Below are 24,850 nucleotides of genomic sequence, written 5' to 3'. Positions count from 1 at the left end.
GCGGCCGTCCATCGCGACCGACGCGGCGCCGTCCTTCAGCGCCCCGGCCAGGAACGCCTCCCCCGCCCGGCGGCCGAGGTCGAGGAAGATGTGCGCCTGCTCCAGTGTCAGCACCGGCACGCGGGAGACCGGCGCATAGGCATGGTCGTCGAGGAATCGCGGCTCCGACCCGGCGACGCGGGCCAGCCGGGCCAGCGTGTCGGCGCTGGGCACGCTGCCCATCACCGGATCGCGCAGGAAGCGGGTCAGGTTGGTGGCGGTGACGCCGGCCAGCCGCGCCCAACCGCCGGCGCTCCAGCCCTTCGCCTCCATGACGCCGGTCATCCAGCGCAGGATGGCTCGCCGCGTGTCGTCCATCGCTTTCCCCCTCGCCTGCCCCACCTTGTCCTACACGGTACGGACGGGGTGGGGGAAGGCGCGATGGACTAGAACGCCCTGCGATTTCGCAGTGCCGCCTTGGACTCGGCCATGGCGCCCCCATCTGTGCGGCAGCGAAACCACCTTGAAAGATGCGACCATGATCGTCACCAGCACCGATTCCGTCGAAGGCCGCCAGATCACCCAATATCTCGGCATCGTCGCCGGCGAGGCGATCATGGGTGTCAACGTGTTCCGCGACCTGTTCTCCTCCGTGCGCGACATCGTCGGCGGCCGGGCCGGCGGCTATCAGGCGGCGCTGCGCGACGCCCGCGAGGCGGCCTTTGCCGACCTGGAGGAGTCGGCCCGCGCGCTGGGCGCCGATGCCGTGGTCGGGGTGGATGTCGATTACGAGGTGCTGGGAAAGGAGAACGGCATGCTGATGGTGTCGGTGAACGGAACCGCCGTCCGCCTGCGCTGACGCGCTACCTCCACCCGCCTGCCCCTATTCGCCTAACCGTAAGCGTCACCGATGGCGGCTGGACAGCCGCAACCTTATGGGTAGACTGCGCCACCGGAATAGAGTGTCAGGCGAACAATTCTGGAGGGGGATGCTTATGCGTGGGGTTGTCCGCGGTTCCATCTGGTCCGGCTGCCTCGGCGGCCTCGCCATGGCGGCCTGTCTGTTCGGCACCCTGCCGGCGCTGGCGTTGGACGGCATCGTCGAGAAGAAGGTCTTCGAGATGCCGTCCTACACCACCACCGGCGGCGGGACGATCAAGAACGTCCGCATCGGCTGGGAAAGCTACGGCAAGCTGAACGACGCCAAGGACAACGTCATCCTCGTCACCCACTTCTTCAGCGGCAGCAGCCACGCCGCGGGGAAATACAAGGCCGACGACGCCGCGCCCGGCTATTGGGACAGCATCATCGGTCCCGGCAAGCCGCTGGACACCGACAAATACTTCATCATCAGCTCCGACACGCTGGTGAACCTGTCGCCGAAGGACCCCAACGTCGTCACCACCGGCCCGGCCAGCATCAATCCGGACACCGGCAAGCCCTATGGCATGAGCTTCCCCGTCGTCACCATCCAGGATTTCGTCAATGTCCAGAAGGCGCTGATCGACAGCCTGGGCATCAAGACTCTGCAGGCGGTGATGGGCGGCTCGATGGGCTCGCTCCAGGCATTCGAATGGGGGGCCGACCATCCGGAGATGGTCAAGCGCGTCATCGCCGCCATCGGCGGGCCGGAGACCGATCCGTTCCTGATCGGCTGGCTGAACCTGTGGGCCGCACCGATCAAGCTCGACCCCAACTGGAACAACGGCGATTATTATGGCAAGGCGGAGCCGAAGGCCGGCCTGACCGAGGCGCTGAAGCTGGTCACCCTGCAGGCGCGGCACTGGAAATGGGCGGACGCCGCCTTCGGCCGCAAATGGGCGGAGGACGGCAAGGACCCGAAGGCGGCGATGGGCAACCAGTACGCCATCGAAGCCTGGCTGGACAAGGCCGCCGCCGGACGCGCCGCGGTCAGCGACGCCAACCACTTCCTCTATCTGGTGAAGGCCAACCAGACCTTCGTCACCGGCAACGGCGCCTCGCTGGAGGATGGGCTGGCGAAGATCAAGGCCCCGGTTCTGCTGATCCCGTCGGCCGACGACCTCGTCTTCCCGCCCGACCGCAACATGCGCCCGCTGAAGGACCGGCTGGAAAAGCAGGGCAACACGGTGGAATACACCGAGTCGATCACCTCGACGCTGGGCCATCTCGACGGCGTGGTGAACATCGGCAAGGCGGGCGACACGATCGCGCAGTTTCTGGCGAAGTGAGTGGTATGGGGGCGCCTTCGCGGGTGCCCCCTACTCCCCGCCCCCCTACTCCCCGATCGGCGTCCCGCGGAAGTTCAGCAGGCTCGGCGCCTTGTCGATGATCTCTTCCAGGATCAGCGAGGCGGTTTCCAGATCGCGGTCCAGGTCGGGCCCCAGCTTGCCGGCATAGTTGGGCCGCTTCAGCTTTTCCGCCGCGTCGTGCAGGCTGCGCAGTTCGGCCACGAAGATCTCGCGGGCGCCCATCGGCAGGATCGGATTCGCCGACAGCACGAAGAAGAAACGCATGCTGGCGCGCACCAGAAGGGCCAGCATCACCATGTCCAGCTTCTCGAACTGGTCGCGCAGGTCGTCGGAACGGGCGTCGACCAGATTGCGCATGCGCTGTTCGATCAGGATGACCAGCGCCTGGAATTCGCCGACCTTGTCGCGGAAGTCGCGATAGGCGCCGAAGCTGTGCTTGCTCGCCTCATGCTCGGCCAGTTGGGCCAGCTTCGACGCTTCACGGCACTGGCGCTCCAGCGCGCCCAGCAGTTCCTTGACCTCGGCTCGGGTATATTGGCGCTTGCTCATGGGGCTCGACTGGGGGGCTCGGCAGGATTCGGACGTGCGTTCGGACGATCGGTCAAGCTATAGCACAACCCCAGGGCAGCAACCTATCACGCTTAGTGATCCGCCTTCACCGGCGCGCCCGGCCTGCGCACCAGCGGCATGAACAGCAGCGCACCGAAGAACACCGCCGACATCAGCAGCATGGCGTCGTTGAAGGTCAGGATCAGCGCCTCGCGCTGAACCAGCCCGACCAGCCGGGCCATCGCCGCGGCGGTCGGGTCGGCCACCAGCCCGTCGAAGCGCTGGCTGAGGTTGTCGACCATCTGCTGCACCTCCGGCCGGGCGAGGTTCATGTTGTCGCCGAGTCGGTTCAGATGCAGCGCGTTGCGGTCGGTCAGCACCGTGTTGATCGCGGCAAGGCCGATGGCGCCGCCCAGGTTGCGCATCAGGTTATACAGGCCCGACGCGTTCTTCAGCTTGTCCGGCGGCAGGGTGCCCAGCGCCACGCTGTTGATCGGAATGAAGCACAGCATCAGCGACATGCCGCGCACCGCCTGCGGCAGGAACAGCTCCCAGAAGCCGGTCTCGGCGGTGAAATGGCTGTTCAGCCAGACGCCGGTGCCGAACAGGATCAGACCCAGCGCCAGCATGGCGCGCAGGTCCATCCGCTTCGACAGGGCGCCGGCGATCGGGGCCGACATGAACTGGAAGGCGCCGGTTACGAACATGATCTCGCCGATCTGCAGGCTGTTGAAGCCGCGCACGCGGGCCAGGAACAGCGGCTGCAGGTAGACCGACCCGTAGAGGCCGATGCCGAGGATGAAGCTGTAGAGCGACCCGATGGCGAAGTTGCGGTCGGCGAAGGCGCGCAGTTCCACGATGGGATTGCGGTAGGACAGCACCCGCCAGAAGAATCCGACGGCGGAGACGGCCGCCACCACCGCCAGCCCGAAGATCGCCTCGTCGTCGAACCAGTCGTTGCGCGGCCCCTCCTCCACCACATATTCCAGGCTGCCCAGGAAGGCGGCCATCAGCGCCAGCCCGATGAAATCGAAGCCCTTGCGCAGTTCCGGATTCGGCCGGTCGACATCGACCAGGAACCAGACCAGCGAGGTCACCAGGATGCCGGGAATGACGTTGGCCAGGAACAGCCAGTGCCAGGACATGTGCTGGGTCAGGTAGCCGCCCAGCGTCGGGCCGATGGTCGGCGCCATGGTGGCGACCAGCCCCATCATCACCGACACGCCCGCCCGCTTTTCCGGCGGAAAGATCATGAAGCTGGTGGCGAACACCGTCGGGATCATGGCGCCGCCGATGAAGCCCTGCAGCGCACGCCAGACGATCATCGATTCGATGCCGCCGGCAAAGGCGCAGGCGACGCTGGTCAGGGTGAACCCGGCGGCGGCCACGGTGAACAGCACGCGGGTCGACAGGATGCGCGACAGGATGCCCGACAGCGGGATCATCACGACCTCCGCGATCAGGTAGGAGGTCTGCACCCACGAGATCTCGTCGGCGCTGGCCGCCAGCCCCGCCTGGATTTCCGACAGCGAGCTGGAGACGATCTGGATGTCGAGGATCGCCATGAACATGCCGACGACCATCGCGAAGAAGCCGGCGATGTCGCGGGGTGTGAGCGGGCGCATGCCCTGGGCCGGTGTCGCCATGGAACCGCTGCCTTCCGTCGCGGCCGAACGACTGCCGCCCCCAAAGGAGGGGGCGCGGCTCCGGCCTGAATGTCATTCTGATTGATGGCGGGAACGCCGCCCCCGAAGGGGGGGAGAAGGGGCGGCGCCCCCGCCGGAGCGTGACCGCCGCTTACTTGGCGGCCACCGCCTGCTTGTCGGACAGTGCGCCGAACACGCCGCCGCTCGCCACATGCGGCTGGGCATCGGCGCCGCGGGTGTCGACCTCCGCCACCACCGACAGGCCGGGACGCAGCAGGCCGGCCAGCGCGTTGTCGCGCGGCAGGGCGATCCGCACCGGCACCCGCTGCACGATCTTGGTGAAGTTGCCGGTCGCATTCTCCGGCGGCAGCAGCGAGAACTTGGACCCCGACGCCGGGGCGAAGCTCTCCACCGTGCCGGTCAGATGGCGGTCGGGGAAGGCGTCGACGGAAATGCTGACCTGCTGGCCGGGGCGCATGTGCGCCAGCTGGGTCTCCTTGAAGTTGGCGACCACATAGACATCGGGCAGCGGCACCAGCGACAGCAACTGCACGCCCGGCCGGGCATATTGGCCGACCTGGACGCCGCGGTTGCCGATCACGCCGTCGACCGGCGCGCGGATCACGGTGTTGTCCAGGTCGTTGCGCGCGGTCTGCAGCGTCGCCTGGGCCTGGGCCAGATGGGCCTCCGTCTCGGTCCGGGTGGCGTGCAGGACGTTGACCTGTTCGTTCTCCGACGCCAACGCCGCCCGCGACTTCGCCACCTGGGCCACCGCCTTGCGCAGGTCGGCGTCGGCGGTCTCCAGCTTCTGCCGGCTGGTCCAGCTGTCGCTGGCCAGCGACCGGCTGCGCTCGAACTCCTGCTGGGCGCGGCGCTGTTCGGCCTCGGCGCTCGCCAGCGTGGCGGCGGCCTGGTCGATCACCGTGCGTTGAAGCTCCAGCTTGCTGTCCAACGTGCCGAGCGCCGCCTTCTGCGCGGTGACGGCGGCTTCGGCCTCCGCCACCTTGGCACGGAAATCCTGGTCGTCCAGCATCGCCAGCACGTCGCCCGTCCGCACCAGCTGGTTTTCCGCAACCTTCACGTCGCGGACATAGGCGGAAATCTTCGGGCTGACGACGGTGATGTCGCTCTGCACATAGGCATTGTCGGTCGACTCCAGGAACCGGCCCGTGGTCCACCAATGTTCGCCGGCGACGGCGCCACCTGCCAGCACAGCCAGCGCAACGCCCGACAGCACGATCTTCCGTACGCCATTCGCCATTGTCTCTATCCCCAATCCACCGCGGTCCGATCCGCATTCCCGCCGATGCGCTCTTTCCGGCGCCGTCACGGAAAAGAAACTGAACCGTTCAGTTTAGTCTTGTCGGAAGATGGCGGACGACCTATCTGTTGTCAAGACCGAACTGAACGGTTTAGTTTTTGGCAATTGGTGTCAGGAGGCTTGTCGGGCGATGCAGAACGCGGTAGGGGCCAGGAACATGGACCGAGGCAGCATGGACTCCGGCGAGACGCGCATGACCACATTGGTTGCCCCCACTCCCGAAGCAGGATCGAAGCAGGCCCAGATCATGGAGGCCGCAGGCACCCTGTTCCTGGACCATGGCTACAGTGCCGTCAGCATGGATGCCGTCGCCAAGAAGGCGAATGTGTCCAAGGCGACCCTGTACGCGCATTTCGGCAGCAAGGAGGAGCTGTTCCGGGCGATGGTCGCCTGCGAATGCGCGAACTCCGTCATGAGCAGCGTCTGGAGCGAGGCGATGGACCTGCCGGCGGCGGACGGCCTGCGCCTGATCGGCCGCACCTTCGTCCGCTTCATCGCCTCGCCGAAGGCCCTGGGCGTCTATCGGATGGTGCTGGGCGAGGTGCTGCGCCAGCCCCAGCTCGCCCAGGCCTTCTATGAAAGCGGCCCGGCCGAGACCTTCCAGCGCGCCCGCCAGTTCATGACCCATATGGCGGACAAGGGCGAGCTGGCGATCACCGACTGCGATCTCGCCACCCACCAGTTCTTCGGGCTGCTGAAGGCGAACATGCACATGAAGCTGCTGCTGTGCCTGAGCGAGCGGCCGAGCGACGACGAACTGGAGCGCTACGTCGACGCCGCCGTCGACCTGTTCGCCAAGGGCTATGCCCCCAACAAGGGCTGACCCAAGCGTTCACAACCCGAAATTGGCGCCAGAAGCAATCTAGCTGCAATAATCAGGAATCCCGGCGCAGAGTTGACCCCTGCGGCTTGTCACCGGCAAAGGCTTCGTATAGCGTGCCCAGACATACCGGCGTAACGGTGCGTAACAGGCTTGCCGATGGATTTCGAGACCACCTTCATCGCGCAGGTCATCACTGTCATAGGCTTTGCGGTCGGGCTGTCCATCGTTGTGGCCTCCGGCCGCTACCCCCGTCACATTCGCGGATCCCTGCGGGCCTATTCTTATGGGAAATTCCTGCTGGGCTCCGCCTTCCTCATCGCCGGGTATCGCGGGGGCCAGGCGCCGGAACTTCTGATTCCGCTCGCCAACGGAATCGGACTCGCCGGATTGTCGATGAACTACACCAGTGTCCGCCATCTTCAGAATCGACCGGTCTGGCCCTTCGTGCCGGCGGCGGTGGGAGCGGCCGTGGGCCTGTCCTGCCTCCTGTTGCTGTTCGTCGGCGGCGGCATCGGCTGGGTGCGCGTCCTGGTCAGCTTCGCGACGTCAGCAGTGCTGCTGGTGATCGCCTTCGAGGTGCTGGTCCGCTACCAGGGGCGCGGCATACCCCACTACGTCACCGGACTGCTGTGCGCCTCCCTCGCCGTCGTCTATCTGGTCCGCATGTCCGCCGGTATGGCACAGGAAGACGCTCCGGCCACCTATATGCTGGATGACCGCGTCGAACGGGCGACCTTCCTGCTGTCGCTGCTGGGGACCGTCATCGGGGCGATCAATTATGTCCTGATGGCCAGCGACGAGTTCAACCGCGAACTGTCAAAGCTCGCCCACACCGACGGGCTGACCGGCGCCCTGAACCGCCGCCGCCTGTTCGAAATGGGCGAGGTCGAATTCCGCCGGGCCCGTCGATACGGGCGCGAGCTGACCGTGCTGGTGCTCGACATCGACCGTTTCAAATCGATCAACGACCACGCCGGCCACCCCTTCGGCGACCGGGTGATCCGGGCGGTGGCCGACTGCTGCACCGGGCAGATCCGGCACGAGGATGCCCTGGGCAGGATCGGCGGGGAGGAATTCGCCATCCTGCTGCCCGAAACCGGGGCGGAGGCCGGCCGGATGCTGGCCGAGCGGCTGCGCGGTGCCATCGAACGGCAGCTGGCCCAGCTCGGCGCGGAAGCCGGGGTGACGGTGACCTGCAGCATCGGCGGCGTCAGCCTGACCAGGGAGCACAGCGAGTTTTCCGATCTGATGGCCCAATCGGACACCGCCCTCTATGACGCCAAGCACGCCGGGCGCAATCAGGTCCGCTTCTTCCCCGAAGCGGCGCATCCGGTGCCCATGCCAGCCTGACACCCGCCTGATCCGGCAAGCGGGGCCGGTTAGAAAAAGCGGCCGGCGCACGGCCGCCTTTACCCGCGGGACCGCTTGCCGCATTATCCGCGCCGGTCCCCTCCGGACGGTTTGCTCCGCCCGATCTTTCGGGGTCCGAGCCGCCGGCTCCGATCCGGCTCCGTCCCTTCCGGCAACATCGGCGTAAGGTCGTGGTTCTTTCCAATCTCGGCTCCGGCGGCCTGGAGCCGCAGCGGTCGCAGCTGACGCTCGGCACGAAATTCAGGCTCATCAACTGGGGGCTGGTCCTGCTGGTCTGCACGATCACCGGGGTCGGCGTCGGGCTGCTCTATTCCGCCGCCGGCGGCCATTGGAAGCCCTGGGCCCAGCCACAGCTGGTCCGCGCCATTCCCGGCCTGGTCCTGATGCTGGGCATCGCGCTGATCGACATCCGCCACCTGATGAAATCGGCCTACGTCATCTTCTTCGTCGTGCTCTGCCTGCTGATCGCGGTGGAGATGATGGGCCGCATCGGCATGGGCGCCCAGCGCTGGATCGACCTCGGCTTCTTCCAGCTGCAGCCGTCGGAGCTGATGAAGCCGGCGCTGACGCTGGCGCTCGCCCGCTATTTCCATGGGGTGACGCTGGACCAGATCGGCCGGCCGCTGCTGTTGATCCCGCCCCTGCTGCTGGTCTTCACGCCGGTCGCCTTCGTGCTGATGCAGCCGAACCTCGGCACCTCGCTTCTGCTCATCATGGGCAGCGGCGCCATTTTCTTCGCCGCCGGCGTCCGGGTGTGGAAGTTCCTGCTGGTGATCGGCGGCGGCCTCAGCGCCATCCCGATCGCCTGGGAGTTCCTGCACGATTACCAGAAGCAGCGCGTCTATACCTTCCTCGATCCGGAGACCGACCCGCTCGGCGCCGGCTACAACATCCTGCAGTCGAAGATCGCGCTGGGATCCGGCGGGCTGTTCGGCAAGGGCTTCATGTCCGGCTCACAGAGCCAGCTGATGTTCCTGCCGGAAAAGCACACCGACTTCATCTTCGTCGTCCTGGCGGAGGAGTTCGGCATGGTCGGGGCCGCCACGCTGCTGGCGCTCTACGTCCTGCTGTTCATCTATGGCTGGGTCATCGCGCTGAACAGCCGCAGCCAGTTCGGCCGGCTGGTCGCCGTCGGCATGACCGCGCAGTTCTTCCTCTACGTCTTCGTCAACGTGGCGATGGTGATGGGGCTGATCCCGGTCGTCGGCATCCCGCTGCCGCTGGTGTCCTACGGCGGCTCGGCGATGATGACACTGATGATCGGCGTCGGCCTGCTGCTGAGCATGTCGGTCCACCGCGACGTGCGCATCCCCAAAAGCGGCGTCACCGACGTCTGACGGCCCGATGCTCATCCCCTGAGGTACGCCGGCTGGCGGGAGGGCGCACCCCGCCCGCGCGGTTGCCGCCCTGCCCTGCACCTGCGATATCGGGGTGCAGGCCGACCGAAATTTCGGATTGGCTCGGCAGCAGCGGGAGGAACGGCCATGCGGAGAATCGCCACGGGACACGGCGTGCGGAGGAGCACCCTGATCGGCGCGGGCCTCACGGCCCTGCTGGCCAGCTCTCTTTACTCCGGCGCTGGCCCTGCGCTGGCGGACTCGCTGTTCAGCCACATCGGCGGCAGTTTCAGCGAGACGTCGGGCTCCTTCGATCCCTCGCGCTGGCAGCGGTCCGACGGCTGGAAGGCGGGCGGGCACATGAACTGCACCTGGAGCCGCGCCAACGTCACCGCCAGCAAGGGTCGCCTCGCCCTGACGGTGGACGACCGCATCACCGGCTACGACCGCTATTCCTGCGGCGAATATTCGACGCACCGCTTCTACGGCTATGGCGCCTACACGGTGTCGCTGAAGGCGGTGAAGGCCGACGGGGTAATGACCTCGGTCTCCCACTACACCGGCCCGCCCTTCGGCGATCCCTGGGACGAGATCACGCTGGGCATCGCCGGCAAGGACACCACCAAGCTGGAGATCAGCTACGTCGTCAACGGCGTCGGGCACCGCAATGCGGTGGTCGATCTGGGGTTCGACGCCGCCAAGGGTTTCCACAGCTACGGCTTCGACTGGAAGCCCGACGGCATCGTCTGGACCGTCGACGGCAAGCCGGTTCATCAGGTCTCCGGCCGGCCGGAGCAACTGCCGCGCATGCCGGGCCGGCTGATGCTGCGCTTCTGGAGCGCGTCCGGCGACACCCAGTGGCTGCACCGCTTCACCTATCCCGGCCATCCCCTGACCGCCGAGGTCGCCTCCGTCACCTACCGCGAGGATCCGGCCAACCTCAGCAACTGAGCGGGGACCGGGTCAGTCCAGTGCTTCGGCGCCCAGGTAGGATTCGACGACGCGGGGGTCGGCGACGACCTCCGCCGGGACGCCGTCGGCGATCTTCTCGCCATGGTCCAGCACCACCACGCGGTCGGACAGCGCCATCACCGCGCGCATGACATGCTCGATCATCAGGATGGTCAGCCCCTCGCGCCGGTTCAGGTCGCGCAGGACCTCGACCATCCGGTCGACCTCGGTGGGACGCAGTCCCGCCAGAACCTCGTCCAGCAGAAGCAGGGTCGGACGGGTGGCCAGCGCGCGGGCGACCTCCAGCCGCTTGCGGTCGGGCAGGGTCAGGCTGCGCGCCGGGCGGTTGGCCTGATCGGCCAGTTCCAGCCGCTCCAGCACCGCGCGGGCCTGGATGCGCGCCGTCTCCACCGACCGCTCGCGGGCCAGCGCGCCGACCACGACATTCTCCTCCACCGTCAGCTGGCCGAACGGCTTGACGATCTGGAAGGTGCGGCCGATCCCGGCGGCGCAGACCTGATTGGGCTTCAGCCCCGTCAGATTGCGGCCCTTCAGCGTGACACGGCCCTCGTCGGGGGGGAAGACGCCGGCAATCAGGTTGAAGGTGGTGGTCTTGCCGGCACCGTTCGGACCGATCAGGGCGAGGATGCGCTCCTCCGGCACGGTGAAGCTGACCTCCGACACCGCCTTCAGCCCGCGGAAGCGCTTCGACAGTCCCTCGACTTCGAGCAAAGCGGTCATCTCAGGCGCCCTCCCCCGGCTGGCGGAAATCTCCAGGCTGGCGGACAAGGCGCAGGCGGCGGGCCAGCCAGGGCCAGACGCCCTCCGGCCGGAACACCACGATCGCCACCAGCGCCGCGCCATAGAACAATTGTTTCAGGCCAGGCAAATCCAGCCCGCCGGCCTCGATCAGGAAGGTCAGCGCCTCGCCCAGCGGGGTCAGGATGAAGGCGCCCAGGATCGGGCCGACCAGCGTGCCGATGCCGCCGACGATGGCCGGCAGGATGATCTCGATGGAGCGGCCCATGGAGAAGACCTGCTCCGGGAACAGGTTGTTGAAATAGAAGGCCTGGAACACCCCGCCCAGCGCGGTCAGGGCCGACGACACCGCCACCGCGGTCATGCGGGCGCGGAACAGATCGACGCCCGACGCCTCCGCCGCGTCCGGCTCCTCGCGGACCGCCAGCCACTGGTAACCCAGCCGGCTGTGCAGCAGCACCCGCGACAGCAGCAGCGCCCCGACGACCAGCGCCAGCGCCACGTAATAGAACAGCACAGGTGAGCCGCGCAGATTCAGCGGATCGCTCGCCCCCGCCTCCACCGGCAGGAAGAACCCGCCGGAGCCGCCGACCCAGGTGATGTGGTCGAAGCCGATGCGCGCCACCTCGGCGAAGGCAATGGTCAGCAGGGCGAAATGCACGCCCTTCACCCCGAACCGGAAACCCAGGAAGCCGATGATGCAGCCGGCAACCACCGCCACCAGCATCGCCAGCACCATGCCGGCCCAGGGACCGATGCCGAAATGGACGAACAGCGCGGCGCTGACATAGGCGCCCAGCCCGACATACAGCGCGTGGCCCAGCGACAGCAGGCCGGAAAAGCCCATCATCACGTTCCAGGCCTGCCCGACATAGGCGAACCACAGCACCGTCGTCAGAACCGAAACCAGATAGCGGTCGGCGACGAAGGGCGCCACCGCCAGACCCAGCGCCGCCAGGACCAACAGCACCATGCCGCGCCCGGTCACTCCCGAAAGGCCGCTCATGACCGTTTCCCCAACAGCCCTTGCGGGCGCAGCAGCAGAACCACGATCAGCACCCCGTAGCTGAACAGGGATTTCAGGGACGGCGTCAGCAGGAAGCCGGCCAGCGCCTCCGACATGCCGATCAGCACGCCGCCCAGCAGCGCGCCGGGCAGGCTGCCCAGCCCGCCGACGATGACGATGATGAAGCTGAGCAGCGTGTATTCCGGCGCCAGCTGCGGCCGGGCATCGACCAGCAGGGTCATCAGCGCACCGGCCACCCCGACCACCGCGGCGCCGATGCCGAAGGTCAGCGCATAGAGCCCGTCGATGTTCAGACCGACCACGCGGGCGCCCAGCGGGTTGTCGGCGCAGGCGCGGATCGCCTTGCCGGTCCGGCTGAAGCGGAAGAAGGCGAACAGCGCCGCCGCCACCACGATGGCCGCCGCCCCGGCGCGCAGCCGCACGGCGTCCAGCAGCATCGACCCGATCTCCACCGTGTCGAAGCTATAGGGCACCTGGACATTGCGGGCGTCCGGGCCGAACAGCATCAGCATGGCGTTGACCAGGATGGTGGCGACGCCCAGCAGCAGGATGAACTGCATGTGCTCCGGCCGCTCGACGAACTTGTTCACCAGCCCGCGCTGCAGCAGCCAGCCGCAGACGAACAGCAGCGCCGCCATGATCGGCGCCGACAGCAGCGGGTCCAGCCCGAGCCAGCCGCCCAACAGCACGGCGCCGTACATGCCCGCCACCATCATCTCGCCATGGGCGAAGTTGACGACGCGCACCACGCCGAAGATGACCGACAGGCCGAGCGCCGCCAGCCCATAGACCAGGCCGGTCAGCAGGCCGGAGGCCGCGATGTTCAAATAATAGTCGATCGGCATGGGCGGCGGATTGTCCGAACGGTTAGGTCCTGCGGGTTAGCAGTCCGCAGGCATGCAGGCAAGCCAGAATGACCGCGGACGGTGCTATTCGGCCTTTCCGGCTATGGCTCTCCGGCCAGCCGCATCCCGCGCCGCAGGCCGGCGATCCGTTCCGTCACGTCGCTCAACCGGCGCCCGAGAGCCGTGGTCAGGCAGGATTGCGCCGCCGCGGCCACCGCCGGGTCGCCCTCGGTTCCGGCGCGGATCCAGCACAGTGCGGCAATCCGCTCGTGAAAGCGGCGCTCGTCCTGGATCAGGTCGTAGGACGCCGTGGCACGGGCCGCGGGATCGGCGATGCCGGCCAGGAACCGCTCCTGCGCTCCACGGACGCGGCCGTCGAGCAGGGCGAGTGCGGGAACGTCGCAGATCATCCGCCGCAACGGCGCCGTTACCGTGGCACAGCGCGGATCGGCAACCGGCGCGGGTGGAGGCCCCGCCACCGGCGCAGCGGGCATGGAGGAAGCGGGCGTGCTGGAAGCGGCCACGGCGGCCACCGGCTGCGGGCGCACGGCGGCCGGCGGGACCGCCCTGACCGCGGCCGGCAGCGTCCTCGCCGGCAAGGGCGTAGGTGGGGGCGCCGCCCGTTCCGGCACGCTCCCACCCAGCGAGTCCCGCACCACCCGCACCGGCGTGCCGACCTCGGTCGCCGCGAAGACCGTTTCGATGTCGGCGGGCAGCATGCGGAAACAGCCGCCGCTGGCCCGTCTGCCCACCGAGTCCGGCTCGTTGGTGCCGTGGATGGCGATGGCCGGCCAGCCGAGGTCGAGCGCGAACTTGCCCAGCGGGTTGTTCGGCCCCGGCGGCACCGCCCGCGGCAGAGAGGGTTTGTCCCGCCGCTGATGCGCGGTCGGCCGCCATGTCGGATTGCGGCGTTTGCGCTGGATGGTGCTGTCGCCGACGGGGATCGGCACGCCGGGACGGCCGATGGCGACCGGAAAACTGCGGACTTCGCCATCGGAACCGGTCAGGTACAGCCGGCGGTCGGCAAGGCTGATCGCGATCGACGGCCCGCCGGAGGCCTCCCCGACCGTCCCCTCCATCGGCGGGGACGCGGCGGCCCCCGTGGCGCCCGATATGACGCCCGCAATGGCGAGCAGGCCCCAGAAAAGACACCGTGCCAGGATGCCCGTAATGGCTGTTGTCGGTCGGGGGATGACGCCGCGGCTGCAGCCTCCCCGAATGGTCGTAGGTCTACGCATGCGGAAAGTTGATCGCGTGTCCCCTAAAACAGAGTAAACAGCATGGGACGACGGTCTCCGGGGGATGGGGGCCGCCCCGACAGCAAGGACGTGCATCATGGACCAGATCGAGCAGACGTTGGCCGTCGCGACGGAACACCACCGCGCCGGCCGCACCGCGGAGGCCGAGCGGCTGTACCGCGACGTGCTGGACGCTTCGCCCGGCCATCCGGACGCCCTCCATCTGCTTGGGGTCATCGCCCTGCAATCCGGCCGGGCGGAGGAGGCGGTCGACCGAATCGCCCAGGCGGTGGCCGGCGACGACAGCTCTCCCCTCTTTCACGCCAATCTGGGCCACGCCCTGCACGCCTCCGGCCGACAGCGCGAGGCGGCGCTCAGCTTCGCCCGCGCTCTGAGCCTGCTGACCAACGAAGGCGAGGGCTGGGGCAATGTCGGCGCGCTTGCGAATCTGATCCGCCGCTATGACGACGACATCCGCGCCGCCGCCGCGGCGGAGGTCGACGCCCGCTATACGATGGGCGACGTGATGCGGCGCCAGTCCCTGCTGTTCCTGCTGAGCGGTGACATCGCCTATTACCGCAATCTGGTGAACACGGCGCTGGAAGACCCTCTGCGCTTCTCCGTGCCCTCCATGCATTACGCCTATTGGGGAATCGCCCTGCGGCTGTTCCAGGGCGATGCCCGCAAGGGCGACGTCGGCGCCTTCACCAATGGCGAGTTCCGCCGTTTCTACCGGCTGCTGGTGGAGGAGACCGCGCGCCGCTACGACCTGGACGCCCGCCTGCGCCGGACGTCTCCGCGCGCGGCGGTCAAGCGGGTGGCGCTGATCACCAACCAGATGCTGGGCGAGGGCCACCAGCCCACGGCCGATGCCTTCGATTACGCCCGCCGGCTGCAGGACGACCATGGCTGCGAGGTGCTGATCATCAACCCCAACGCCATGGCGGTGGAGGGGGAGAACGGCTTCGTCCCCGAGTACAGCTACAACGTCACCGAGGATTATGACGGCGAGCAGACCATCTCCGCCCAGGGCGCGAACGTCCGCATGCTGTCCTTCCCGCAGCCGCGCTTCGACGAGGAGAAGCTGACCGCCATCGTCGAGGCGGTGGAGCGGTTCGACCCCGACGTGATCGTCGCCTTCGGCGGGTCCAACACCGTGGCCGACCTGTTCGCCGGCAGCCGCCCGGTGGTTTTCCTGCCGACCTCCAGCGGCCTGTCGCCCTCGCTCGCCACCATTCTGCTGGGCTATGCGCCGGAGGACGATGCCGCCGGCTGGCCGGAGGAGGCGCGGTCTCGCTTCCGTCCCTTCTCCTTTGGCTGGACGCTGCCCGCCGCCGGCCCCGCACGCAGCCGCGCTGAGTTCGGCCTGCCCGCAGACGGGCCGCTCGCTGACGGGCCGCTTTACGTCGTGGTCGGCAACCGCCTGGACCAGGAGGTCGGGCCGGAGTTCCTGGAGACGCTCGACCGCCTTCTCGACCGCGTGCCGGATGGGCAGGTCGCCTTCGCCGGCGCGGTGTCGGAGTTGCCCGGCCGGATCGCTGCCGCCCGCAACGCGGCGCGGATGCATGCGCTGGGCAATGTGGAGGGCATCCGCGGGCTGTACGGCGTGGCGACCGCCTATCTCAACCCGCCGCGCCAGGGCGGCGGCGGCAGCGCCGCATTCGCGTTGGCGGACGGCCTGCCGGTGGTGACCTATGCCCGGGGCGACGTCGCCGGCGTGGTCGGGTCGGCCATGACGGTTGCCGACGAAACGGCCTTCCTGGAGCGCGCCGTGGCGCTCGGGCAGGATTCGGCCGCAAGGTCGCAGGCGGCGGAGACGGCGCGGACGCGCTTTGCCGAAACGGCCGACCGTGCCCGGTCGGTGGAGAAGCTGCTGGACTACGCGCGCGAGGCGCAGGGGCTGTTCTGAGGCGACGCCCCGCCGGTTCCGCAAAACAGTTCCGCCCGGCTCTCCCACGAAGGACCGCTTCGTGGGAGAGCCGGGCGATGAAGTTTAAGAAGAACAGGTTTCAGGGCATCGACCGGGGACGGCGCGTCAAGCGCTCACTGACGGGCGCTCACTGGTCATAGGTCCCCGCGCCGACGATGTAATGGCCGTCGCGGGTGATGTAGGAATGCTTGTGCTCGACCTTGTTGGTCTGGCGGTTCAGCCAGACATAGTCGATGACGGCGTTCGGCTTTTCCTTGGTTTCTGAGATCATCGCCTGGACGATGGGCTTGCCTTCGGCGTCCTTCAGATTGGCGGCATCGGTCCCGGCCAGCTTCGGGTTGGCGCCGGAGGCGACGTAGCGGCCGTCGGTGTCGAAGACGAAGACATACAGCTCGCCGCGGCGGAAGCTGCCCTTGGGGTCCTGGAAGGCCTTGGTCGCCTCATCCGGCCCTTTGGCCTTCAGGTAGGCGACGGCGTCGGCGACCAGCGACTTCGCCTGTTCCGGCGTGGCGTGATCGGCCGCGAAGGCGGGAGCGGCCAGCAGGGCGGCCGCGACGGCGGCCAGGGATGCGGTTCTGCGAATCATGGATGACCACCTTGGATGTGAAGCGTGGAAGGGAAGAGCCAATGATCCGGCAGGGGTCATTCCTCGTGCACGGTTTCCAGCCAGGAACGGATCGACCACAGAGCCTCCTGGCCCAGCGCCTCGCCGAACTTCGGCATATAGGTCACGCCGTTGCGGATCGAGCCGTTGGTGACACGCTCCTTGAACCACTCGTCGCCGCCGTCGCCCTTTTCCAGATAGCGCAGGTCGGGAGCGATGCCGCCGGACACCGCGCCCAGCCCATGACAGCGCGCGCAGTTCTGGTTGAAGGCTGATGCGCCGATCTCGATGGCGCGCTCGTTGCCGCGATAGGGATTGCTGTCCCGCCAGCTGTCGCCCAGCTTCTCCAGCCCAGTGGTGTCGACCGGCTGCGGGGTGACATCGCCATGGGCATAGACCAGACCGGGGAGAGCGACGGCGCCGATCAGACCAACGGCGGCGGCAAGTCGAATAATCCGTGCATTCATGAGAAAGACGTTCCCTCTGTTTCTAGCCGTCCTGCGGCTTTTGCTTCGCATGAGCAGACGTTATCAGCAGTGGGACCTGCGAATAATTGGACTATGGTAGGACATCGTTGAAAAAATGAATAAGCGACCAAATAAGAGCAGACACGGGAATGGGCGGACCGGATTGCTCCGGCCCGCCCCGTCCCGCTTGGCCGCTCTTGCGGTCAGGCCTTCGGCAGCTTGAAGACCCAGAGCGAGCCGCCCTGCGTGATATCCTTCACCAGCTTGGCGACGTCGCCGCCCCACAGCGGCACCGCGCCACCCCAGCCGGAGACGACGGCGACATACTGCTCGCCATCCATCTTCCAGGTGACCGGGCTGCCGACCACGCCGGAACCGGTCTGGAACTTCCAGACTTCCTTGCCGGACTTCGCGTCGAAGGCCTTCAGATAGCCTTCGGGCGTGCCGGTGAAGACCAGATTGCCGGCCGTGGTCAGGACGCCGCCCCACAGCGGGGCCGGGTTCTTGTATTCCCAGACGATCTTGCCGGTCTTCGGATCGACGGCGCGCAGCGCGCCGATGTAATCGTCATACAGCGGCTTGATGGTGAAGCCGGCGCCGAGATAGGCGGCACCCTTCTTGTAGGTGATCGGCTCGTTCCAGATGTCCATGCCCCACTCGTTGGCCGGGACATAGAACAGTTCGGTCTGCGGGTTGTAGGCCATCGGCATCCAGTTCTTGGCACCCAGGAAGGCAGGAGCCGCGAAGACCGATTTGCCCTTGGCGTCGTGCGCATCGCCGGTGGCCGGCGCGCCGGGCCGGTTGTCGTCGTTGTAGATCGGACGGCCGGTCTCGATGTCGATGCCCTTGGCCCAGGTGATCTTGGTGACGAAGGGCGAGGCGTTGATCAGCTTACCGTTGGTGCGGTCGATGACATAGAAGAAGCCGTTGCGGTCGGCCTTGCCGCCGGCTTTGATGACCTTGCCGTCCTTCTTCAGGTCGAAGGACACGAATTCGTTCACGCCGTCGAAGTCCCAGCCGTCATGCGGCGTGGTCTGGTAGTGCCACTTGATCTCGCCATTGTCCGGATTGATCGCCAGCGTGGACGAGGTGTAGAGGTTGTCGCCGGGGCGCAGGTGCGAGTTCCAGGGCGCCGGGTTGCCGGTGCCGAAGAACAGCGTCTTGGTCTCCGGGTCGTAGGTGCCGCCCAGCCAGGTGGCGCCGCCGCCGGTCTTGTACATGTCGCCGGGCCAGCTGGCGTTGGTCTTGCCGGTGACGGTCGAATCCTTGCCGTTCAGCTTGCCCATATTGCCTTCGATGGTCGGGCGCTGCCAGACCAGCTCGCCCGTTTCGGCATCGCGGGCCTCGACCATGCCGATCACGCCGAACTCGCCACCGGAATTGCCGGTGATGATCTTGCCGTCGACGATCAGCGGGGCGGCGGTGTTGGAATATCCGTCCTTGTATTCCGCCAGCTTCTTGTTCCACACCACCTTGCCGGTCTCGCGGTTCAGCGCGACGAGGCGGGCGTCCAGCGTGGCGAAATAGATCTTGTCCTTGTAGATCGCCGCGCCGCGGTTCACGACATCGCAGCAGGGCATGATGCCGTCGGGCAGGCGGTGGTTGTATTCCCACTTCTTGTGGCCGGTGCGGGCATCGACCGCATAGAGGCGGGAGTAGGAACCGGTGACGTAGATGGTGCCGTCATAAATGATGGGCTGGGCTTCCTGGCCGCGCTGCTTCTCGCCGCCGAAGGAGAAGGACCAGACCGGGACCAGCTTCTTCACGGTGTCGGCGTTCAGGTCGGTCAGCGGGCTGAAGCGCTGGGCCTGGGGCCCCATGCCATAGGTCAGGACCGCTTCGGTGTTGGTGGCGCTCTTCAGCAGATCGTCGCTGGACGGGCCGGCCGGGGCGTCGGCGGCCAGGACGCCGGTGGCGCTGAACGCGGTCAGCGAGGCTGCCAGGGCGAGACTTGTAACCAGGCGCTTCATATGCGGTTGCCTCCCAAAACTGATGATGACGGCACCGCCCGGGGCATGACCCGTCCGTTGCCGCCGGACGGGCGGGTCCGGCGGTGAGAAGCGGGATCGGGGGCGGCTTTTTAAGCTTTTGGCGGCCGAAGGGACCGCGTCGCTTTACGATATCGGCAGTGTAGACGGATGATCGGTTGGGTAAATTGTCGGATAGTAGCAGGCGTAAACGTCAGGCCGCCGCGCTTCAATTGACCCGCGGCAGAGCAGCCTGTTCGATCTTCGGCCAGAGATGGGCGACGGAGCGGCGATACTCTTCGCGCAGCACGTCCAGCACTTCGAATCGCTCCGGAATCGGCAGCTCCAACGCTTCCGCCATGTCGAGTCCGGAGTCCACCGCATGGCGCAGCGTGCCGTCCAGCCAGGTCAGCCAGTCGCGCGTCTGGGCGACGCAGGCCTTGTCGGACCGGATGTGCCCGTGGTTGGGCACCAGCAGCCGGATGTCCAAACCATCGACCGAGTCCAGTTCCTTCAGCCAGTCGGCGACGGTGGCGTGCGGGGTCGTCGGCGTGCGGTCGCAGAAGACCACGCCGCCGGTGAACAGCACGCCCGTCGTCTCGTCCAGGATCATCAGGTCGGCGGCGGTGTGTCCGCTCAGCGGGATCAGCCGCAGGCGATGGTCGCCGAACTTGACGGTCGAGCCATAGACCGGCTCCGTCGGCACCGTCACCTCGGTGCCGCGCATCCAGTCGCCGACCAGCCGGTACATGTTGTCGGCGATGCCGCTCCCCTCCTCCTGGATGCCGGCGATGGTGCCGGGCAGGGCCGCGATGGGCACGTCGGCGAAGGCCTGGGAGCCCAGCCAATAGTCGGGATGCAGGTTGCTGATGAAGACCTTGCGGATCGGCTTTTCGGTAACCTTGCGGATGGCCGCGCGCATCTCCTCGCCATAGCGGCGGGACGGGCCGGTCTGGATGACGATCACCCCGTCGGCCGTGACGATGAATCCCGAATTCAGGATGTTGCCGCCGTTGGCGCGGGTGAAATGCTTGGTCGAGCCTTCGAAGACATAGGTGTCGGGGGCGATGCGCGTCGGCTTCAGATCATAGGTCAGCGGCCCGGCGGCCTGCGCCGATCCTGTCGCCACACCGACCATCATGGCGGTGGCAAAGACAGTGGTCAGCGCCAGCCGGCGCAGAAGCGGCATGCTCATTGCCCGACACTCCAGGGCTGATCGGCGGGCTTCAGCGACATCGCCGGCCTCATCGCAGGTCGGGCGCCCGGCGGCGGCATCGGGATCGTCGCGCGGATTTCGCCGCCCTGGTTGTCCCGGCCGCGCAGCACCAGCGCCGTGGCGTCCGGCGGCGGGCGCACGTCCAGCGAATAGACCGGATTCTCCGACACCGGCTCCAGACTGTCGATCCGCGCCAGTTCCGGCGCACCGCTGGGGGTCTGTGCCTCAACCTGCAGGGTCTCGATGAAATAGGCGGGGATGCCGTCGACCAGACCGGTGTCGTTGGGATGGCGGATGCGCAGCCGCAGCCGCGCCACCCCGTCGGTGTCCGCCGGCCACAGCCGGGCCTGCACCTCGCCGACATGGTCGGCCCAATCCTTTTGGGCATAGGAGGCCGGCGGCGCGCTGCAACCGCCACCCGCCGCATCCACCATCACGCCGGAGACATGCCACACCCCGTCGGCGGTCCGTGCCGCACCACGCACGGCGGTGGCCTGCTGGATCTTGATGCGGGTGGCGATGTAGGGCGCGGCGGTGCCGGGATGGTAGCGCAGCACCAGCGGGAAAGGGTTGAGGTCGGCGATCGCCACCATCTCCACCACGTTGCCCAGCGCCGTGGCGTCGACCGAAACCGGCACCGCGCGCGTGTCCTCCGCCGCCGCCGGGGCGTTGACCCTGACCGCATCGTCGAACACGACCGGCGCACCGGCGAAATACTGGTCGCGCAGCGCCTCCCACATCACCGAGTTCAGCGGATCGGATGGAGAGCTTGCGGCGAACGCGGTGCCCGCGACGACGATCATCGCGCCGGCCAGACCTGCTTGGTAAAGGGCGTGTCCCATCCATCTCCTCCCGACCGGCCGAGTTCCGTCCGTCCCGCTCACTCCACCAGCGGCGGCGGCGTGTGGGTGACACCATACGCGGCGAAGATCCTACCCATGGTCCCGTCCTCGGTCAGCGCCGTCACCGCGTCGCCGATGCTGTAGGCGAGGTCGCGGGCGTTTTCCTTGGTCGCCATGCCGATGTTCCAGTTGGAGGTCATCATGCCCGGCAGGCTCACCGTGGTAACCGGGAACTGCTCGGCCCGCGCGCCCAGCGCCGCCTGCACCTGGCTCAGCGGCGCCAGCACCGCCGCAGCCTCGCCGGAGGTCAGCTTTTCGATGGCGGCCTCGGGCGTCGGGCAATGGATGACGCGGCTGCGCAGCCGGCCGCCCTGCAAGCCCAGAAGGAAGAAGTCGGGAACGCTGTCGATCTCCACCGCGATCGGCTCGTCCGGCAGCGTCGCCAGCACGGCGGAGCGCACCCGCTGCGGATCGCGGGCAAGCGCGAACACCTCGTGATGATAAGGGCCGAACAGCACCGCTTCCGGATTCATCAGCCCGAATTGCTTGTCATAGGGGATGTGCATCATGATGTCGGCCAGTTCCCCGCCGAACAGGCTGCCGCGCCAGACCGCCACCCGCAGATCGTCCGACACCGTCTCGCCGGGGATCTGTTCGTAGATGTCGGCCTTGACGCCCAGCTTCTCCGCGATCGCCTTGGCCAGATCGACGTCGATGCCCACCAGCTTGCCATCGCGCTGGAAGGAGAAGGGCGGGAAGTCGCGGTAGACCGCCACGCGAAGCCGGCCGCGCTCCATAACCTCATCGAGCGGCCGGGCGGCGGCACTTCGCGGAACGCCGAGTGCGGACGCGACTCCGACAGACACGCAGCTAGCGGCCAGTCCGGACAGGAATCGGCGGCGGGTCACATACGCCATGGCAAGTTCCGGCAGTGGTGGTTTCATCATGGAACGGGCGGCCAGGATAGCCATCGCTCCGCCACACCAATAATTGGACTTTCGTACAAGACGGGGTCCGGCCCCTGCCGTTGCCTGTCCATCCTTCCATAGTCGCATTCCGCCATCCGGGTTCGCCAGATAGGCTGCACACCAAACAGTTGGCGTTCCGACGGATATGATGACCAAGCCCCGCCTTCCCGGACTTTTGCGCAGTTCATCGCTGGCCGCCCTCGCCGCCGTCCTGCTGGCCGGGACGCCCGGCGCCGGTGCCGCAGCCCAGACGGTCGCCGAGATCCGCATCGGCCTGCTGTCGCAGACGCCGGAACCGCCGCCTTCCGTCTCCAACCCCGACGAGCCCACGGCCGACGACGGGCTGGCCGGCGCGAATCTCGCCATCGCCGACAACAACACGACCGGCAAGTTCCTCAAGCAGACCTTCCTGCTCGACAGCGTGGAGGTGCCGCCGGACGGGGACGCCGCCGCGGCCCTGCGCGAATTGGCCGGCCGCGGCGACCGCTTCGTCATCGTCGACGCCCCCGGCGCGACGGTGGAAGCCCTGTCGAAGCTGCCGGAGGCGCGCAACCTGCTGCTGCTGAACGCCAACGCGCCCGACGACACCCTGCGCGGCAGCGCCTGCGCCGCGAACCTCGTCCATGTGGCACCCAGCCGGGCGATGCTGGCCGACGCGCTCGGCCAATATCTGGTGAAGAAGCGCTGGCCGCGCTGGTTCCTGGTCACCGGCCGCCGGCCGGAGGACAAGCTGTACGCCGACGCGATCCGCCGCACCGCCAAGCGCTTCGGCGCCCAGATCGTGGCGGAAAAGGAATGGACCGCCGAAAGCGACGTCAACCGCACGGCCGAATCCGAAATTCCGGTCTTCACCCAGGCCAAGGCCTACGACGTGCTGATCGTCGCCGACGAGGTCGGGGAGTTCGGCGACTATTTGTCCTACCGCACCGCCGATCCGCGCCCGGTCGCCGGCACCCAGGGGCTGGTCCCCACCGTCTGGCACCGCACCCACGAGCAATGGGGCGCGGCACAGCTGCAATCCCGCTTCAAGGCGGCGGCCAAGCGCCCGATGACCGCGCGCGACCACAATGACTGGACCGCCGTCCGCGTGGTGGGCGAGGTCGCCGCCCGCACCCGCTCCGCCGACCCCGACCGCCTGATCGCCTTCATCCAGTCGCCCGACTTCACCATGTCGGCCTTCCGCGGCGCCCCGCTCAGCCTGCGGCCCTGGGACGGGCAGCTGCGCCAGCCGGTGCTGCTGGCCGCCGACCGGTCCGTGGTGTCGGTGTCGCCGCAGGAGGGATTCCTGCACCCGCGCACCGAACTCGACAGCCTGGGCTACGACCAACCGGAAACGCTTTGCAAGACGCGAGGAAAGACCACGCCATGACCGCCGCCCGCTTCACCGGCATCTCCTTAGCCGCCCTGATCGCAGCCACCGTGGCGACGGCCGCCTCGGCCCAGACCATCTATGTGTCGAACGAGAAGGACAACACCCTCTCGGTGATCGACGGCAAGACCATGGCGGTCACCGACACGATCAAGGTCGGCAAGCGCCCGCGCGGCATCACCCTGTCGAAGGACGGCAGCCAGCTGTTCATCTGCGCCAGCGACGACCACGCGGTGCAGGTCCTCGACCTCGCCAGCAAGAAGATCGTCCACAACCTGCCCTCCGGCGAGGATCCGGAGCAGTTTGCCCTCAGCCCCGACGGCAAGCACCTGATCATCGCCAACGAGGACAGCAACATCGTCACCGTGGTCGACGTGCCGTCGCGCAAGGTCGCCTTCCAGGTCGATGTCGGGGTGGAGCCGGAGGGGATGGACGTCAGCCCCGACGGCCGCTGGGGCGTCAACACCTCCGAAACGACCAGCATGGTCCACTGGATCGACATGGAAAAGCGCGAGGTGGTCGACAACACGCTGGTCGGCCCCCGCCCGCGCTATGCCCAATTCACCAAGGACGGTTCGCAGCTGTGGGTTTCGTCGGAGATCGGCGGCACCGTCAGCGTCATCGACACCGGCACCCGCAAGGTCACAAAGGTCGTCGATTTCCACATCAAGGGCGTCGCCAAGGACCGTATCCAGCCGGTAGGCGTCAAGCTGACCGACGACGGCCGCTATGCCTTCGTCGCGCTCGGGCCCGCCAACCATGTCGCGGTGGTGGACGCCAAGACCTTCGAGGTGAAGGATTACCTGCTGGTCGGCCGTCGCGTCTGGCAGCTGGCGCTGACGCCGGACCAGAAGACGCTCTACACCACCAACGGGGTCAGCGGCGACGTGTCGGTGATCGACGTCGACGGCCTGAAGGTGACGAAGACGGTCAAGGTCGGCCGCTATCCCTGGGGCGTGGCGGTCAAGGGTTGAGTTGGAAGGGCTGAGGCAGAAAGGGACAGCGGAATGACGGTGCCGGCACTGGAGGTCGAAGGACTGCGCCACAGCTATGGCGGAAACCGCCTCGCGCTGGAGGATGTCGGCTTCCGCGTGATGCCCGGCGCCTTCACCTGCCTGCTCGGCCCGAATGGTGCGGGGAAGAGCACGCTGTTCGCGCTCGCCACCGGCCTGCTGCGGCCGACCGCCGGACGGGTGCGCATCCACGGCCACGACATCGCACAGGCACCGGGCGACGCGCTGGCCCATCTGGGTGTGGTATTCCAGCAGCCGACGCTCGACCTCGACCTGACGGTGGTGCAGAATCTCCGCTATTTCGCGGCCCTGCACGGCATCGGCCGGCGCGAGGCCGACCGGCGGATCGAGGCGGAACTCACCCGCCTGTCCCTGTTCGAACGGCGGGCCGAAAAGG

The 24,850-nt window shown here is 67.5% G+C and carries 23 protein-coding genes and 1 pseudogene; 10 read left to right on the top strand and 14 right to left on the bottom strand.

From position 1 onward, the window contains the following. A pseudogene (locus tag TSO5_RS22750) lies at positions 1–357 on the bottom strand (helix-turn-helix transcriptional regulator); the annotation flags it as partial. A 160-nt stretch (positions 358–517) separates the two neighbouring features. Between TSO5_RS22750 and TSO5_RS22745 the strand changes: the two are divergent. Both TSO5_RS22745 and TSO5_RS22740 read left to right on the top strand, forming a co-directional pair. Then, positions 518–838, top strand: a complete 321-nt coding sequence (locus TSO5_RS22745; protein ID WP_109086333.1) for a heavy metal-binding domain-containing protein — start codon at positions 518–520, stop codon at positions 836–838. 136 nt (positions 839–974) lie between these two features. Continuing rightward, a complete protein-coding gene (locus TSO5_RS22740) occupies positions 975–2,189 on the top strand; it encodes a homoserine O-acetyltransferase (protein ID WP_247870907.1) in 1,215 nt (404 codons plus the stop codon). A 45-nt stretch (positions 2,190–2,234) separates the two neighbouring features. On the opposite strand, the gene TSO5_RS22735 is transcribed toward TSO5_RS22740, so the two are convergent. The 3 genes from TSO5_RS22735 to TSO5_RS22725 all read right to left on the bottom strand — a co-directional run bounded on the left by TSO5_RS22735 (position 2,235) and on the right by TSO5_RS22725 (position 5,666). Next, complete coding sequence (locus tag TSO5_RS22735) at positions 2,235–2,759, bottom strand: hypothetical protein (RefSeq protein WP_109153766.1); 525 nt, start codon at positions 2,757–2,759, stop codon at positions 2,235–2,237. A 92-nt stretch (positions 2,760–2,851) separates the two neighbouring features. After that, complete coding sequence (locus TSO5_RS22730) at positions 2,852–4,405, bottom strand: DHA2 family efflux MFS transporter permease subunit (protein WP_109153765.1); 1,554 nt, start codon at positions 4,403–4,405, stop codon at positions 2,852–2,854. 151 nt (positions 4,406–4,556) lie between these two features. Next, the gene (locus TSO5_RS22725) at positions 4,557–5,666 is read right to left on the bottom strand and encodes an HlyD family secretion protein (RefSeq protein WP_109153764.1); all 1,110 of its coding nucleotides are present in this window, start codon (positions 5,664–5,666) and stop codon (positions 4,557–4,559) included. Between the two features lie 253 nt (positions 5,667–5,919). Here TSO5_RS22725 and TSO5_RS22720 point away from each other — a divergent pair, with 253 nt between their 5' ends. The 4 genes from TSO5_RS22720 to TSO5_RS22705 all read left to right on the top strand — a co-directional run bounded on the left by TSO5_RS22720 (position 5,920) and on the right by TSO5_RS22705 (position 10,208). Continuing rightward, positions 5,920–6,549, top strand: a complete 630-nt coding sequence (locus TSO5_RS22720) for a TetR/AcrR family transcriptional regulator (RefSeq protein WP_247870906.1) — start codon at positions 5,920–5,922, stop codon at positions 6,547–6,549. 156 nt (positions 6,550–6,705) lie between these two features. After that, a complete protein-coding gene (locus TSO5_RS22715; RefSeq protein WP_109153762.1) occupies positions 6,706–7,899 on the top strand; it encodes a GGDEF domain-containing protein in 1,194 nt (397 codons plus the stop codon). Positions 7,900–8,090: 191 nt separating this feature from the next. Next, entirely contained in the window at positions 8,091–9,257 is a 1,167-nt protein-coding gene (rodA, locus tag TSO5_RS22710) for a rod shape-determining protein RodA (RefSeq protein WP_109153761.1), read from the top strand. Between the two features lie 147 nt (positions 9,258–9,404). Further along, entirely contained in the window at positions 9,405–10,208 is an 804-nt protein-coding gene (locus tag TSO5_RS22705; protein ID WP_109153760.1) for a family 16 glycosylhydrolase, read from the top strand. Positions 10,209–10,220: 12 nt separating this feature from the next. Here TSO5_RS22705 and TSO5_RS22700 read toward each other — a convergent pair whose 3' ends face one another. The 4 genes from TSO5_RS22700 to TSO5_RS22685 form a co-directional block, all read right to left on the bottom strand. Next, positions 10,221–10,949, bottom strand: a complete 729-nt coding sequence (locus tag TSO5_RS22700; RefSeq protein WP_109153759.1) for an ABC transporter ATP-binding protein — start codon at positions 10,947–10,949, stop codon at positions 10,221–10,223. 1 nt (position 10,950) lies between these two features. After that, positions 10,951–11,973: a branched-chain amino acid ABC transporter permease gene (locus tag TSO5_RS22695; protein WP_109153758.1), complete on the bottom strand. Its 1,023-nt coding sequence runs from the start codon at positions 11,971–11,973 to the stop codon at positions 10,951–10,953. Continuing rightward, positions 11,970–12,839: a branched-chain amino acid ABC transporter permease gene (locus TSO5_RS22690; protein ID WP_109153757.1), complete on the bottom strand. Its 870-nt coding sequence runs from the start codon at positions 12,837–12,839 to the stop codon at positions 11,970–11,972. Before TSO5_RS22690 ends, TSO5_RS22695 begins: the two co-directional genes overlap by 4 nt. Positions 12,840–12,940: 101 nt before the next feature. Further along, positions 12,941–13,918 carry a L,D-transpeptidase gene (locus TSO5_RS22685; RefSeq protein ID WP_247870905.1) on the bottom strand — a complete coding sequence of 326 codons (978 nt, stop codon included), beginning with the start codon at positions 13,916–13,918 and terminating at the stop codon, positions 12,941–12,943. A 256-nt stretch (positions 13,919–14,174) separates the two neighbouring features. On the opposite strand from TSO5_RS22685, the gene TSO5_RS22680 reads away from it, so the two are divergent. Continuing rightward, positions 14,175–15,986 (top strand): tetratricopeptide repeat protein, encoded by a 1,812-nt coding sequence (locus TSO5_RS22680; protein ID WP_109153755.1) that lies wholly within the window; start codon positions 14,175–14,177, stop codon positions 15,984–15,986. A 148-nt stretch (positions 15,987–16,134) separates the two neighbouring features. On the opposite strand, the gene TSO5_RS22675 is transcribed toward TSO5_RS22680, so the two are convergent. From TSO5_RS22675 to TSO5_RS22650, 6 genes are all read right to left on the bottom strand, one after another. Beyond that, positions 16,135–16,593, bottom strand: a complete 459-nt coding sequence (locus TSO5_RS22675) for a cache domain-containing protein (RefSeq protein WP_109153754.1) — start codon at positions 16,591–16,593, stop codon at positions 16,135–16,137. A gap of 56 nt (positions 16,594–16,649) precedes the next feature. After that, a complete protein-coding gene (gene pedF, locus TSO5_RS22670; protein WP_109153753.1) occupies positions 16,650–17,078 on the bottom strand; it encodes a cytochrome c-550 PedF in 429 nt (142 codons plus the stop codon). A gap of 203 nt (positions 17,079–17,281) precedes the next feature. Further along, on the bottom strand, positions 17,282–19,048 hold the full coding sequence (locus tag TSO5_RS22665) for a methanol/ethanol family PQQ-dependent dehydrogenase (protein WP_109153752.1): 1,767 nt from the start codon (positions 19,046–19,048) through the stop codon (positions 17,282–17,284). Positions 19,049–19,274: 226 nt separating this feature from the next. Beyond that, positions 19,275–20,240, bottom strand: a complete 966-nt coding sequence (locus tag TSO5_RS22660; RefSeq protein ID WP_109153751.1) for a quinoprotein relay system zinc metallohydrolase 1 — start codon at positions 20,238–20,240, stop codon at positions 19,275–19,277. Further along, positions 20,237–21,103 (bottom strand): quinoprotein dehydrogenase-associated SoxYZ-like carrier, encoded by an 867-nt coding sequence (locus TSO5_RS22655; RefSeq protein WP_109153750.1) that lies wholly within the window; start codon positions 21,101–21,103, stop codon positions 20,237–20,239. Before TSO5_RS22655 ends, TSO5_RS22660 begins: the two co-directional genes overlap by 4 nt. 38 nt (positions 21,104–21,141) lie before the next feature. After that, positions 21,142–22,020 carry a transporter substrate-binding domain-containing protein gene (locus tag TSO5_RS22650; protein WP_247870904.1) on the bottom strand — a complete coding sequence of 293 codons (879 nt, stop codon included), beginning with the start codon at positions 22,018–22,020 and terminating at the stop codon, positions 21,142–21,144. A 196-nt stretch (positions 22,021–22,216) separates the two neighbouring features. On the opposite strand from TSO5_RS22650, the gene TSO5_RS22645 reads away from it, so the two are divergent. From TSO5_RS22645 to TSO5_RS22635, 3 genes are all read left to right on the top strand, one after another. Further along, entirely contained in the window at positions 22,217–23,440 is a 1,224-nt protein-coding gene (locus TSO5_RS22645; protein WP_247870903.1) for an ABC transporter substrate-binding protein, read from the top strand. Beyond that, the gene (locus tag TSO5_RS22640) at positions 23,437–24,414 is read left to right on the top strand and encodes a YVTN family beta-propeller repeat protein (protein WP_109153748.1); all 978 of its coding nucleotides are present in this window, start codon (positions 23,437–23,439) and stop codon (positions 24,412–24,414) included. The genes TSO5_RS22645 and TSO5_RS22640 overlap by 4 nt, the downstream gene beginning before the upstream one ends. Before the next feature lie 33 nt (positions 24,415–24,447). Beyond that, positions 24,448–24,850: ATP-binding cassette domain-containing protein (locus tag TSO5_RS22635; RefSeq protein WP_146203822.1), on the top strand; the 403-nt coding region annotated here is incomplete at its 3' end.

The sequence above is a fragment of the Azospirillum sp. TSO5 genome (assembly GCF_003116065.1).
Classification (GTDB): domain Bacteria; phylum Pseudomonadota; class Alphaproteobacteria; order Azospirillales; family Azospirillaceae; genus Azospirillum.
This window is presented reverse-complemented; position numbering and strand designations above follow the sequence as displayed.

Coding starts and splice junctions, on each gene's coding strand:
- TSO5_RS22745 (WP_109086333.1), top strand. CDS start 518: ATGATCGTCACCAGCACCGATTCCGTCGAAGGCCGCCAGATCACCCAA.
- TSO5_RS22740 (WP_247870907.1), top strand. CDS start 975: ATGCGTGGGGTTGTCCGCGGTTCCATCTGGTCCGGCTGCCTCGGCGGC.
- TSO5_RS22735 (WP_109153766.1), bottom strand. CDS start 2,759: ATGAGCAAGCGCCAATATACCCGAGCCGAGGTCAAGGAACTGCTGGGC.
- TSO5_RS22730 (WP_109153765.1), bottom strand. CDS start 4,405: ATGGCGACACCGGCCCAGGGCATGCGCCCGCTCACACCCCGCGACATC.
- TSO5_RS22725 (WP_109153764.1), bottom strand. CDS start 5,666: ATGGCGAATGGCGTACGGAAGATCGTGCTGTCGGGCGTTGCGCTGGCT.
- TSO5_RS22720 (WP_247870906.1), top strand. CDS start 5,920: ATGACCACATTGGTTGCCCCCACTCCCGAAGCAGGATCGAAGCAGGCC.
- TSO5_RS22715 (WP_109153762.1), top strand. CDS start 6,706: ATGGATTTCGAGACCACCTTCATCGCGCAGGTCATCACTGTCATAGGC.
- TSO5_RS22705 (WP_109153760.1), top strand. CDS start 9,405: ATGCGGAGAATCGCCACGGGACACGGCGTGCGGAGGAGCACCCTGATC.
- TSO5_RS22700 (WP_109153759.1), bottom strand. CDS start 10,949: ATGACCGCTTTGCTCGAAGTCGAGGGACTGTCGAAGCGCTTCCGCGGG.
- TSO5_RS22695 (WP_109153758.1), bottom strand. CDS start 11,973: ATGAGCGGCCTTTCGGGAGTGACCGGGCGCGGCATGGTGCTGTTGGTC.
- TSO5_RS22690 (WP_109153757.1), bottom strand. CDS start 12,839: ATGCCGATCGACTATTATTTGAACATCGCGGCCTCCGGCCTGCTGACC.
- TSO5_RS22685 (WP_247870905.1), bottom strand. CDS start 13,918: ATGGAGGGGACGGTCGGGGAGGCCTCCGGCGGGCCGTCGATCGCGATC.
- TSO5_RS22680 (WP_109153755.1), top strand. CDS start 14,175: ATGGACCAGATCGAGCAGACGTTGGCCGTCGCGACGGAACACCACCGC.
- TSO5_RS22675 (WP_109153754.1), bottom strand. CDS start 16,593: ATGATTCGCAGAACCGCATCCCTGGCCGCCGTCGCGGCCGCCCTGCTG.
- pedF (WP_109153753.1), bottom strand. CDS start 17,078: ATGAATGCACGGATTATTCGACTTGCCGCCGCCGTTGGTCTGATCGGC.
- TSO5_RS22665 (WP_109153752.1), bottom strand. CDS start 19,048: ATGAAGCGCCTGGTTACAAGTCTCGCCCTGGCAGCCTCGCTGACCGCG.
- TSO5_RS22660 (WP_109153751.1), bottom strand. CDS start 20,240: ATGAGCATGCCGCTTCTGCGCCGGCTGGCGCTGACCACTGTCTTTGCC.
- TSO5_RS22655 (WP_109153750.1), bottom strand. CDS start 21,103: ATGGGACACGCCCTTTACCAAGCAGGTCTGGCCGGCGCGATGATCGTC.
- TSO5_RS22650 (WP_247870904.1), bottom strand. CDS start 22,020: ATGGCGTATGTGACCCGCCGCCGATTCCTGTCCGGACTGGCCGCTAGC.
- TSO5_RS22645 (WP_247870903.1), top strand. CDS start 22,217: ATGATGACCAAGCCCCGCCTTCCCGGACTTTTGCGCAGTTCATCGCTG.
- TSO5_RS22640 (WP_109153748.1), top strand. CDS start 23,437: ATGACCGCCGCCCGCTTCACCGGCATCTCCTTAGCCGCCCTGATCGCA.